This window comes from Rhizobium sp. LjRoot98 (assembly GCF_964252935.1).
Lineage (GTDB): Bacteria > Pseudomonadota > Alphaproteobacteria > Rhizobiales > Rhizobiaceae > Pararhizobium.
The window spans coordinates 1-12,182 of sequence record NZ_CAXUPW020000023.1; the positions used below are offsets into that span (position 1 = coordinate 1).

The window sequence follows — 12,182 nt, forward strand, 5'->3', positions numbered from 1 at the left end:
CCGCATCAGAGCCTCACAATGAGCTCGTCAGATACTCTTCGGTGAGCTCATTTGACGGCCCGTAGATCAACCGAAAAATCTATGGGGCGTGGACGTCGCATACGCTTCAACCTACACTTTTTGAAGTTAGCCAATTGAGTAATTTACGTTGGTCTCCGAACAGCTCTTCCTGCTGCCCCAGCAGGAGTTCAAACTGGCTCGTTTTTCATCCGTAAATAAGGTCACAGTGGACTAGGCCTTACTCAGAACCTTCTTTCGCCCGCTTCGCGCGGATGGCTGCAGCAATGAACACTCGTGACAGTCCATGGTATAGAGGCTCGCGCGACAAAACTCTCGATGTGACATATCCGATCATGGACACCGCCATGATAGAGATGACGGCATCATGGTCACCTGTCATTTCGAGGATGATGACGAAGGCTGTCATGGGCGCCTGAACAACACCAGCAAAATAACCTGCCATACCCAGGATAGCGGCAAGCGCGATGCTGCTTCCCATCATCGAACCGATCGTGCTCCCAAGGCCTGCGCCAACTGACAGGGAAGGTGCGAATATGCCTCCTGGTATCCCGGACATCATCGAGGCAAAACTTGCGATCAACTTTTCGACAAAGAAAAGCGCAGGCAGGGTTTGGCCTTCGACCGCGCTCCTCGCCCGATCATAGCCTGTTCCAAACGTATTGCCACCCGATAAAATGCCTATCACCGCCACTGCGACGCCACACCCGAGGGCAAACAAGACCATTCGTTTCAACGGGGCAGGATGCGCCCAGCGGCGGATGCGTGCCCCCACAAAGAGTGCGAACCCGCTGAAGGCAGCACCAAGCGCTCCGCCGCTGACACCGCAGGCAAGCACGAGGCCCCAATCGTCGAGATGAGTTGGGGCAACGGACGCCGTTCCAAAGTAGTTGTAGCTTCCAGAAATCCCCAGCGCGGCCAAACCGGAAAGAATGACTGCCGTCAAAACCAGACCATTTGTACGGGATTCGTAGGTGCGGCTCATCTCTTCGATCGCAAAAACGATACCCGCAAGTGGCGTATTGAATGCCGCAGCAATTCCGGCGGCAGAGCCCGCAAGAATGAGGCCACGCGTCTGGGCCATTCCTCCGAACCGCGCAACCGCGAGCATGAATGAGGCGCCGACCTGGACCGTCGGCCCCTCGCGTCCTATCGACGCTCCGGAGAGAAGGCCGAGAACCGTCAGCGCAATTTTCCCGAAAGCGAGGCGCAGCGACAAGAGATGCGAGCGGTCATCGTCATCACGCAAATGACGGGCGGCGATTGCCTGGGGGATCCCGCTGCCTTGGGAATTGTGAAGGAACTGTGCAGCGACATAAGCTGAAAGCGCAAAACCCAAGGGTGTGATGACAAGAGGCAGCAGGAATGCCCACTCGCCGGAGGCGGTGACACCTGCAAACACCTTCTGAGCAAAATCCGCGAGTTCCGCAAAAACGACGCTGACGACACCTATTGCCAGTGCTCCCGTCCAGAAAACCAATCTTGGCTTCCAGATCCTTGCTGATCCCCAGACCACTCGAGAACGACGAAATAGCTTTGACTTTCGATAATGGGGCGCCATTTCAATCAGTTTCTTGTTATTTGGATCACAGGAGGTGTTCGCGCGGGCCGTTGAGCTAGCCTCTCTTCCAGGGTTTTAATCAGTGGGTTGCGGCCTATTGCAACCCCTCTTTCTGCTTTTCTTATAAAGCAAACGCTGTCACATATTGTCGTCTGGCAGGGGTGACCTATCTATCCGTGTCTCGAAATCGGGTACTTTCAATGACATCACGCTGGCTTTGGCTGTTTTCTAAGACCATGCGTAGAATCTGGTTCAGAGCAACATTGTTTTCTGTTCTGGCCGTTGCAACGGCTTTGATCGCTATCATTGTCAGTCCATACATTCCAGGCGACTTGCCAACGAAGATCGGTGCGGATGCCGTAGACAATATCCTCGGTATCATCGCCTCCAGTATGCTGACGGTAACGACATTCTCGCTCAGCACGATGGTCTCGGCCTATTCCGCAGCCACGAGCAACGTCACGCCTCGCGCGACCAGGCTTGTTATGGAGGACAGCACGACGCAGAATGTTCTAGCGACCTTTGTCGGTTCGTTTCTGTTCAGTCTTGTTGGGATAATCGCACTGAGCACTGGTGCCTACGGGGAAAGCGGGCGGCTCATTTTGTTCATTGTTACGATCGGTGTGATTATCTTGATCGTGGTTACACTGCTGCGATGGATTGACCATCTGTCACGGCTTGGCCGGGTTACGGAAACCACGGAACGTGTCGAGAAGGCCACGAGCGATGCCATGCGCTCAAGGCGGCAGCGCCCCTACCTGGGCTGCAACCCATTGCTTGATCAGGCCGTCATCCCTGCGACGGCTCGTCCGATCTTCGTTTCAACGATTGGCTATGTGCAGCATCTCGATACAAGTGCGCTGTCACGTTACGCGAAGGGAGCTGGAGGGCAGGTCTTCGTTCGTGCCATTCCGGGCAACCTCGTCGATCCTACCCAGCCAATCGCGTGGGCGGATGGGATCAAAGATGAGGAGCAGGAAATCTCAATCCGGGACTGTTTCTCGATAGGAGAAACTCGCTCGTTCGATCAGGACCCGCGGTTTGGCGCGTCTGTCTTGTCCGAAATTGCTTCGAGAGCGCTATCGCCGGCGGTCAATGATCCCGGCACGGCAATTGATGTCATCACACGGGCGCTTCGCGTACTTGCCATCTGGAACGAGCCGGTCGATCCACAGACGGTAAACGAAATCCTCCACACAAATGTGTATGTGCCCGCAATTGAACTCAGCGATGTGTTCGATGACCTCTTTATGCCGATCGCACGCGATGGCGCCAGCTTGGTAGAGGTTTGCCTTCGGCTCCAAAAGGCGCTTAGAACGCTCGCAGCCTTTGACGATCACCGATATGCACAAAACGCCAGCCGGCATTCGATTGACGCCCTGGCGCGCGCGGAAAAGGGGCTCGTTTTCGAGGGTGACCTAACCCGTGTCAGGGAGGTTGCAGAGACAGTCGGACGGCGATGACCGATTTTTGGGCTGCTGCGACGGCCTCCAGATCAGGCAGAAGCTCGACTGCTTTGTCGGCGACATACGGTATCGCGGTGACCGGGGAGACCTCCTCGTCATGCGGCAGATATGGCGCTGGCGATTGATCGCGGCACTCGCAGTCGCCTTACCGCTTCTCATCATCGATGCTGGGTCCTTGGCTCCCAATGTCGCGAAATTCGCCCAAGGCGGCTTGGTTCAAGCAGTTGTTGCCATCTTCATCGCTTTTTTGATGCAGACATGGATTTCAGGTCGCAAACTGTTGTCCGACAGGACCCAAGCGGACGACGTGCCGCTAGACTTCCTTCTCGGCAATCTGATGAAAATGCAACCCACGACAGTTCCCGGAACAGCGATCTTTCTGACCAGCGAGGTGGAGGGTGCGCCAACTGCTCTTATTCATAGCCTCAAGCCTTACAAAGTCCTGCACGAACACAATGTGATTTTGAGTGTGGTAACACCCAGCTCGCCGATCGTGCCGGATGACGAGAAAATTCGCTTTGAGAGCTTCAATCCGTTGTTCAGCCGTGCCGTCATCACCTTCGCTACATGGAGACGCCGAATATTCCGAAGGCTCTTGCGCTCGCACGAAAACTCCTCTGGAAGTTCGATATCATGTCGACGTCGTTCTTTTTGTCGCGCCGCACGATCAGGCCATCGGTGAAGGGCGGTATGCCACTTTGGCAAGATCGCGTATTCATTGGTCTTGCCCGCAATTCCAGCACCGCCACCGAATATTTCCAACTTCCGACGGGTCGTGTTGTCGAGCTTGGCATTCAGGTTACGATCTGATCCGGACGCTATTCGCTTAAGAATTCGGCTTCGGCAGCATTCGGATGAGCACGGTCGAGCTAAGCTCTTTGAGGCGACCTGCGCGGGGAGCTTGCGACAAGTGGCGCCTCTGTCGATCTAGTGATGTTTCAGGGTGATATCGCTGCGCACATTGCATCCGGCCACCTCAACTGCGATCGCTACCGCGCGGTCCGCAATCGTCAATGTCGGCGCAGTTCCCTCAAGGCGAACCATCCCGTATTCGGCGCGGGCAGTGATGCGGACATGTTGCATGCCTTCGCCATAGGCGATAGCTGACGTGACAGAAGCTGCAAGGCTCGAACATCCGGTACCACTTGAGCCGATAGTAGGACTGAATAAAGCAAATATGACGGTAACTCCTTTTTGGGAGAATCGGTCTCGGCGGCAGATTCCGTTCATCTGCCGTTCATGTTGTCAGGTTTTCACGGGTATGTCACGTGCACGGTTACGAATTCTATCGTGCCGATGGATGCGGTTAATTCTGATGCAATACGAAGAAAGGTGATGCACGATGCGGGTGGCCATCCATACGTTTGGTACGCGAGGAGACGTTCAGCCCTATATCGCCTTGGCATTGGGATTGATGGAGCAGGGCCATCGCGTGCAGCTTGCTGCCCCGGTTCAGTTTGAAAATATGGTTCGGGACAATGGTATCGCCTTCGCACCATTGCCGGGAGAGATGCTTGCTCTGATCGATACCACAGACGGAAAGGCAGCGATTGCTGGCGGCCAGGGGTTCAGCGCCGGTCTCAAGCTTCTCAAACACGTCCGTCCGATGATGCGAGCCTTGCTAGACGCGGAATGGAAAGCGGCCCAAGCGTTTATGCCTGATATCTTCGTGTATCACCCGAAAGCCATCGCGGTTCCACATATGGCGGAGGCGCTTCAGCGCCGATTTATACTGGCTTCACCCCTGCCTGGCTTTACCCCAACGTCCGCTTTTCCCAGTCCAATGTTGCCATTCAAGGATCTGGGCGGGCTCAACCGGATCAGCCATACCGCAGCCATCAGGGGCGCCGACCTGCTGTTCGGTAAAATCCTCTCGGCCTGGAGGGCGGAACAACTTGGCCTGACGCGACGGAGGACACCCGCTGTTGCTTTAAGTGGCACGCTCTACGCCTACAGTCGCCATACGGTTCCGGTCCCTCCGGACTGGGGCAGGGACGTCCTGGTCAGTGGCTACTGGTTTCTCGACAGCAAGAATTGGCGACTGCCGGACGACGTCGAAGCCTTCCTCGCGGACGGGCCGCCGCCGATTTATGTCGGCTTCGGAAGCATGCCCGGGTTGGATCCAGATCGCATGACGGCCACTGTTTTCGAAGCGCTCGCAAGGACGGGCAAACGGGGCGTATTGGCCCTTGGAAGCGGTGCCCTTTCCGCGGAACGAAGAGCCCGACACGTTCACATTATCCGTGACGCGCCTCATGACAGGTTGTTTCCCCACATGCACGCGATCATCCACCATGGTGGAGCCGGGACAACCGCAGCAGCTCTTCGGGCCGGCAAGCCCATGGCCATCTGCCCGTTCTTCGGCGATCAACCTTTCTGGGCAAGGCGGGTTCTGGAACTCGGAGTTGGGCTTCATCTCAACCGTAGAGCACTGTCCGTTGAGCGCTTGACGGCAGCAATCGTAGCCATGGATGCCCCACTTATGCGTCGCCAGGCTGAAGCGCTTGGCTCAAGGATCCGGGAAGAGGACGGTATTGCCACCGCCGTCCGCTTCATTGAGGCCGCTGCAAACAAAAGTTTGGCGGAGCCGTGAAGTCCGTGATCGACGCCCTGCGGCGCCGGCTATTGCCACGTCGAGAGTCCGGATTTCAACCCTAGTGGGCAAGTCAGGACCAAGGTTTAAGCCAGCGGTCACCTTCGCATTCTTCTTGTGGCGTTCTCACGCTTATTCGAGACGTTGGAGCCAATACGCGCGTGCATGAAAAATACGCTCCCTGCCATATATCGATGTCCTCGCATTCCATCCGCAGGTCTCTCGATATATCGTCGGTCGAGATCCAAGCGCTCATGCAGCGGAAGGTCAAGGGATGCTATTCAGAAGACGGAAGCCGCCCTCACTGGCCCAACGGATCCGTGCCGCGTTTTGGCCACGCAAGGGAATATCGCGGTCCATTCGGTATGTCGCCATTCGAGTGATTCGACTGAAAGCGACGCCCCATGCCGTTGCGGCCGGCGTTGCAGCAGGGGTCGCCGTGTCCTGTACACCCTTCTTGGGCTTTCACTTCATCATGGCGTTTTGCCTCGCCTTTATCTTGAGAGGCAACATGATCGCGGCGGCTCTCGGGACGGCTTTTGGGAATCCGCTTACCTTTCCGCTTATCTTTGCCGTCGCCTATCGGATTGGCATTTATCTGTTAGGTCAGCAGCCGTCGGACAGAGTGGGTGAAGCCAACCTGTTTTCCCTGCTCCGCCATCTCGATTTCCGACCACTCTGGCATCCGGTCTTGAAACCGTTGCTTATCGGCGGCCTTCCACTCGCCGCGCTATGCGGCGCGGTCTTCTATGTGTTGACATGGCAATGCGTTCGCGCTTCTCAGCGGCTCGGAAAGCGGCCAACTTTGTAGAACCCGAAAGCCGGGTCCGCCAGTCTTTGGAAGCGAAGACCTGGCCTCTCTCCTCAGGCCAGAATGGCCCTTCATGAACTCGCGTTTAAAGAGGCCATAGGACCAACGACAAACTCGCCAACAAGCTCACCAGCACCGCCATACCGCCGATCAACAGATCAACAGAACGGTTTTGGCAGAGTTTTCGTGTTCGATCCTCTGCGGCTGGTCTACCATCATTTTCTTCCAGTCTATGCGCGATCGACAACAGATATAGCTCGGCTGCCGATCGCAGTAGGGTTGGCTATGCAGGTATTTTCGATTTCGAATAGATTGCGGAAGGATGACACCTGATCTTCAAGGGCCGCAGAATGACCCTCGTGTGGATGGCGCTAACTGCCGTAGCCATCGTTCAGATTGCGTTTGTTGTCGCGGGTCTGGGCGGCTGGCTGGGCTAGCGCCGCCAGTACCTATTCTGGCTTGGCGACCCTGCGCCCGCTGACCCTCGAGATGGTACAACCACTCAATCCGGCGATCAGCGACCCCGCCAGAATCCCGAACTTGACGCGATCCTGCAACGCCGGATCGCCAAAGGCGAGAAGGCCGATGAACAGGCTCATGGTGAAACCAATGCCACACAGCAGCGCGGCGCCGGCGTCTGGCCCCAACTGGCTTTGGCGGGAAGGTCGGCGAGGCCGGTCTTGCCGAACACCAGTCCGGCAGCAACACGGAGGGTGATTGGTTCGAGCAACACGCCCGGTATGGCCCCCGCTGTGCCAAATAAATCGGGTTACCTAGGTGCGCACGGCTATAACCGCGCGCCAAGGGATCTTTCTTCGGCAGCAGTCTCTCAGTGCGAGCACCCATCCGCATCCTCCCCAACTTTTATCGCCGGCACCATCATCACTGTTCGGACATCTGGTCGGTCCCAATCGGTTGCGGTGTCACCCTGCCGTCTGCAGCGGCGACGCGCCAGACCGTGTTGCCGGCGTCATCGGCGACAAGCAGGGCACCGGTTCCGTCAATGCCGACGCCGACTGGCCGGCCGCGGGCTTGATCTCCCTTGATGAAATCGGTCACAACATCCTGTGCCTTGCCGGAGGGCCGACCGTTTTCGAATGGAATGAAGACGACCTTGTAGCCATTGAAGGCACTGCGGTTCCAACTGCCGTGCTCCCCAACAAAGGCACCGTTAACGAAAGGCGCGGGCAGCGCAGAGTTCAGGGAAAACGTGAGGCCTAGCGCTGCCACATGGCTTGAAAGAGCATAGTCTGGCTTGATTGCCTTCTCGACCATGTCCGGGCGCGACGGTTGAACACGGTCGTCGACATGGTCGCCGTAATAGCTCCAAGGCCAGCCGTAGAACGCGCCGTCTTTGACTGAAGTCGCATAGTCGGGAACGAGGTTCGGACCCAGCTCGTCGCGTTCGTTGACGACTGCCCAGAGCTCTCGGCTCTGTGGGTTGAAGGTAAGGCCGTTCGGGTTGCGAAGTCCGGACGCGAAGACACGGAAGGCACCGGTCTGGCGGTCCACCTGCCAGATCGCGGCGCGGTTTTTTTCCGCCTCAATGCCATTTTCGACAATGTTCGAGTTCGATCCGACCGAGACATAAAGGAAGCGCCCATCCGGGCTCAACGCTAGGTCCTTGGTCCAGTGGTGGTCGATTGGGCCACCCGGCAGTGGCGTCAACATTTTGGGTTGTGCTGTAATTTCGGTTTGCCCGAGAGCGTATGGATAAGCGAGAATGGCATCGGTCGCTGCCACATACAGCGTGTTATCAATCCAGGCGACGCCGAAGGGCGAGCCGAGGTTTTTCAGAAGATCATGGCGTTCATCAACCTTTCCGTCGCGATTGGTATCACGCAGCAGTGTGATGATATTGCTCTCCTTCTGTTCGCCACCGCCCCCATGGGCGATCGACATGATCCATCCGCGGATCATGTCCTTGGGGCGGGAAAGAGGTTCGACTTCAGGCCCGCGGGATTGAACGACGAGCACATCGCCGTTCGGCAGTGTATGCACGGTGCGAGGGTTGGCAAGGTCCTTTGCATAAGGCGTGATCTCCAGTCCGTCGGGCACGCTCGGTATCTCGTTGTCCTGCCAGCCCACGACTTCGGCGACCTTCAAATCAGGCAGGAGTTCGTATGAGGGCTCAGGCAGGACTGGATCGGCCCCAATCTGCTGAGCGGTGTCGAAATCGTCAGGTGCTTGATCGCAGCCGGCAAGCGCAAGCGTGGAGACCGCAGCAAGAAGGACGATCGGCATACGAAAGAAAACCTGAGTCATTGTGCGCTCCAGTTCGATGTGCGGGCCGCTCGTGCTGCGAAAACAAGTGTCAACAGGATGACGACGAACGTCGCCCCGGAAAGAGCAAGGCCCAGCGGCACTACCGCAATCCAGCCGTCCCCTGCATGAACGAAACTGTTGATCAAGGCGAGAAGGAGGGCGACGATGAAACCCAGAACCTCTAGCACAGAGGCGCGCAGAGCGCGGGTCTCCGGCCGTATCAGGTCAATTATCGCTGCAATTACAGCAAGTGCACCGCCGACCAACCCGGCAAACAGGAGCCATGCCGAAAAATTCTGCCACATTAGGTCGGCGGTTTGCCAAAACACGACGTCGGTTGCGAGCGCCAACGTGAAACTGACTAAAGAAACAGGGACGAACAGCTTTTGAAAGGGATAGCCCAGGCGATGAGTTCGTGAAATTTGCATGGCCTGTTCCCTCCTTGTCTGTTGATATTCCTTCCTTACGATTGAGACGCTGTTTTGTTCCAAAGCGAGGCTTCAATCGCTTGGCAGAGCGCTACGCCGCCAGACCGCGTAGGTCGCCATCACTTCCTTCAGCGGCTGCATGGGTTATGATATCCATCTCCATCTCCATCTCCATCTCCATATCCACATCCACGCCACCGCCCCGGATACCATTACGGAGAAGATTAAGCTGATTTCCGAGATCCAGCTCTCGATGTAACAAGGCGGAGGTAGCCCTTTTTGACTCCTGGAATGTCGTGGAAGACCAAGCGACGTCCGGATTCGTTTCGTCTTGTCATCTGACGGGCCGGCAAGGCGGGGCCCAATCCAGCAGAGAGGCAGGTCAGGCGTCAGTCAGATATCCGATCTGCCTCGCGCCCAATTTTGGATGTCGATCATTTGTTGACTGCTGTCACTGCGATGTTCGTAAGCTTGCTGTTTGCAGCTTTTCCTGTTCGAGGATTTCATTGGGGAAGACGTGGGCCTCCTCGTTACCCCAAAGCTTGGCCCACTCGCGCAAGGACCCATACCGAGGAATCTCATAATGCTCGACCGCTTCGCAGGCAGCGAGCATACCCGTATAAAGGGCAACACCCTTGCCTTCTTGGATTAAATCTTCAGCCTCCTTCAGCAGGCCGTCCGTGGCACCAAATTTGACGCCTTCCGGCTTTACATTGATCGTCTTGAAAACCTTCGACGGTCTTGATCTGGTCCTTGGTTTCTTCGAGGCGGTGATCGACCGCCTTTTTAAGCTCGGCATTCTTCACCGCCTTGGATACTTTTGGCAGTGCTTTGGCGATGGCATTCTCAGCGTAATGAACGTCTTTTAGGGTATCCGATACCCATGCCGATGTTTTGAAAGTCGTATTTTGGGTGCTGGTCGCTGGTCCTATCATCGGCGCGCTGGCTCACCAGTTCTACTACAAGAACGACGTTTCCGACGCATAACACGGCGGTGATCCCTGTTTGCATTGCCTTCTTGCTGGCCGACAGCTGCAGTCTAGATCAAAGTAAGGCGCAGACGCGCGGGGGCGCGGATTTCCCAGCATTAATACGCACCCGGACCGCTTGAATTTCGGCGACCCAGTTCCACCTTCTAAAGCGTATCGAGTGGAAACCGCATGATCGAGATCACAACCCTGTCCGAACTGACGATCGACGGGAAACTGTCACTCGGTCCAAAGGCCTCCAGTAAAGATCTGTTCGATTTCTATGGTGACGACCTGCGCGCCTGGTTCCACGCGCAGCGGGCGTTGAACGATGCAATTATGGTCGGTTCGGGAACCGTGGTTTCGGATGATCCAGAACTGACGGTGCGCCATGCTCCCGGACCAAATCCATTGCGCGTCATCCCGTCCTCGAGAGCTAAACTGCCTTTGGACGCAAAGCTTCTCAACGACGGCGTGCCGACGCTCGTCGCCGTTTCCCGGATGGCTGAGCATGCCGACGTGGCCGCCTTGGCGGCGAAACCCAATGTCGACGTGCTCACGTGCGGCGAGCGCAGCGTCGATCTGGTGGCTCTCATGGATATTCTGGAGGGCCGTGGCGTGAAGACCATGATTGTCGAAGGTGGTAGCCGCCTGCTCCACAGCCTGCATCAAGTTGGGTTGGTGAACCGCATCATCATAAAACATATTCCGGTGATCACTGGATCGATGCAGGCTCCGAGCTATATGCATCCCTATGAGCCGGGAGATGCATTCGACTTGACCAGATGGCGGCTCGTCGAGTGCTTTAGCAAGAGTGGTGTGGCCGTGACAATCTACGAGCCGATGACGGTGAGAGCATGAACGCAGTTACGCGCCAAATGCTGTCCGATGTTGGAGAACGTCTTGCAGCTCGCGCCGGCGCAGCACCTCCGTGTGTCTACGACGTGCGCACGGACGCCGCCTCGCTCGTCACGAGCGATTACGCGGAGCTTCAGAGATACGTTCAACATCAGACGCTGATGCGAAGCTATCAGGGCCGCTATGTCCTTCTGCCTAGCGCCGCGCCGAGCGAGTCAATTGTGGCGCGCCTACAGCGGCACTACGATCCGCGCGAAATTTTGCGTCTCGACGCCATGCGAGCAGATCTGGAAGATCTCCTGATCGCCCCTTTGGTTGAAAACGCGCGTAATATCGCGGCCGGGCAGGACTGCGCCGCTTATGTGAGCAATCTGGTTCCGGCCCTCAAAGAAAGCCTGCCGAGCGCATTCCTGGCATTTCTGGAGCAATCGCAGTCGCGCACTCACCACTACCGCAATTTCCTGATCCAATCGTCAGTGGATCTGCTGGCGGAGGCATCCGCCTCGGCACTGGGGGTGATCGGCGAATATGGCGAGCCTCAATCCGCCCTGTTTAGAATTCTCATCGATGAGTTCGGATACGGCACCCATGGCAAGAAGCATAGCGTACTTTTTCGATCGACAATGCGCGGGTTCGATCTGAGCGAGGAATACAACACCTATTGGGCGCTGTTCGACACGCCGACATTGGAACTGCACAATGTCATCCATTTCATGTTCCAGAGCCCCCGCAACCTGTTTCTTCAGATTGGCTTCCTGCTCTATGCAGAGGCAAGCTACCAGCGCTCGACGGAAGAACACTTCCGATATTTGAAGCGTTTCCATCCCGGCGTCGATGCTCACTACTTCGGCGAACATGCCCATATCGACATCCATCATTCGGCAATGGTGGCGGATGAAGTCGTCACCCCCTTGGTTTCAAAGTTCGGGCCGGATGTCGGAATCGAAATAGTCGTTGGAGCAGAATTGACGCGGATGGCGTTCGAGCGCTCTGGACAGCACATGCTCGAGGTGACGACGGCATTCGAGGAAGCGGTCCGGGACGGAGCAGCGGAGTTTGGAATGCGCGCCGACCTGTCGGCGCCAGCCAGCTGCACGGTACCGAGTGATAACGCGACGGAGCGGCGCGCGCTTCAGATCGGTGGGATCGGCATCATCACCGACCCCGCCGCGTTCAAGCGTTTTCCCCTTTCAAGCGTCGCGCGCGAGATTTGA

General features: G+C 56.8%; 9 protein-coding genes and 3 pseudogenes. 6 read left to right on the forward strand and 6 right to left on the reverse strand.

Features of this window, described 5'->3' with window-relative positions:
- Positions 1 to 238: 238 nt before the first annotated feature.
- On the reverse strand, positions 239 to 1,579 hold the full coding sequence (locus ACSQ3J_RS29980) for a chloride channel protein (protein WP_436040992.1): 1,341 nt from the start codon (positions 1,577 to 1,579) through the stop codon (positions 239 to 241).
- A gap of 200 nt (positions 1,580 to 1,779) precedes the next feature.
- Here ACSQ3J_RS29980 and ACSQ3J_RS29985 point away from each other — a divergent pair, with 200 nt between their 5' ends.
- Together ACSQ3J_RS29985 and ACSQ3J_RS29990 are read left to right on the forward strand one after the other, a co-directional pair.
- Complete coding sequence (locus tag ACSQ3J_RS29985) at positions 1,780 to 3,042, forward strand: DUF2254 domain-containing protein (protein WP_436040993.1); 1,263 nt, start codon at positions 1,780 to 1,782, stop codon at positions 3,040 to 3,042.
- 38 nt (positions 3,043 to 3,080) lie between these two features.
- Positions 3,081 to 3,855 (forward strand): annotated as a pseudogene (locus tag ACSQ3J_RS29990) (KUP/HAK/KT family potassium transporter); the annotation flags it as partial.
- Between the two features lie 117 nt (positions 3,856 to 3,972).
- Here the strand turns inward: ACSQ3J_RS29990 and ACSQ3J_RS29995 are convergent.
- A complete protein-coding gene (locus ACSQ3J_RS29995) occupies positions 3,973 to 4,275 on the reverse strand; it encodes a BON domain-containing protein (protein ID WP_436040994.1) in 303 nt (100 codons plus the stop codon).
- Between the two features lie 112 nt (positions 4,276 to 4,387).
- Here ACSQ3J_RS29995 and ACSQ3J_RS30000 point away from each other — a divergent pair, with 112 nt between their 5' ends.
- Positions 4,388 to 5,638: a glycosyltransferase gene (locus tag ACSQ3J_RS30000; protein ID WP_436040995.1), complete on the forward strand. Its 1,251-nt coding sequence runs from the start codon at positions 4,388 to 4,390 to the stop codon at positions 5,636 to 5,638.
- 274 nt (positions 5,639 to 5,912) lie between these two features.
- A complete protein-coding gene (locus ACSQ3J_RS30005) occupies positions 5,913 to 6,449 on the forward strand; it encodes a DUF2062 domain-containing protein (RefSeq protein WP_436040996.1) in 537 nt (178 codons plus the stop codon).
- Between the two features lie 449 nt (positions 6,450 to 6,898).
- Here the strand turns inward: ACSQ3J_RS30005 and ACSQ3J_RS30010 are convergent.
- From ACSQ3J_RS30010 to ACSQ3J_RS30025, 4 genes and pseudogenes are all read right to left on the reverse strand, one after another.
- Positions 6,899 to 7,200, reverse strand: a pseudogene (locus ACSQ3J_RS30010) (Na+/H+ antiporter NhaA); the annotation flags it as partial.
- Between the two features lie 131 nt (positions 7,201 to 7,331).
- A complete protein-coding gene (locus ACSQ3J_RS30015; protein WP_436040997.1) occupies positions 7,332 to 8,714 on the reverse strand; it encodes a PQQ-dependent sugar dehydrogenase in 1,383 nt (460 codons plus the stop codon).
- The gene (locus ACSQ3J_RS30020; protein WP_436040998.1) at positions 8,711 to 9,142 is read right to left on the reverse strand and encodes a DUF2231 domain-containing protein; all 432 of its coding nucleotides are present in this window, start codon (positions 9,140 to 9,142) and stop codon (positions 8,711 to 8,713) included. The genes ACSQ3J_RS30015 and ACSQ3J_RS30020 overlap by 4 nt, the downstream gene beginning before the upstream one ends.
- Before the next feature lie 434 nt (positions 9,143 to 9,576).
- Positions 9,577 to 10,074 (reverse strand): annotated as a pseudogene (locus ACSQ3J_RS30025) (DUF892 family protein).
- 228 nt (positions 10,075 to 10,302) lie between these two features.
- Between ACSQ3J_RS30025 and ACSQ3J_RS30030 the strand changes: the two are divergent.
- Together ACSQ3J_RS30030 and ACSQ3J_RS30035 are read left to right on the forward strand one after the other, a co-directional pair.
- A complete protein-coding gene (locus ACSQ3J_RS30030) occupies positions 10,303 to 10,971 on the forward strand; it encodes a RibD family protein (protein ID WP_436040999.1) in 669 nt (222 codons plus the stop codon).
- A gap of 17 nt (positions 10,972 to 10,988) precedes the next feature.
- Positions 10,989 to 12,182, forward strand: a complete 1,194-nt coding sequence (locus ACSQ3J_RS30035) for an iron-containing redox enzyme family protein (protein ID WP_436041000.1) — start codon at positions 10,989 to 10,991, stop codon at positions 12,180 to 12,182.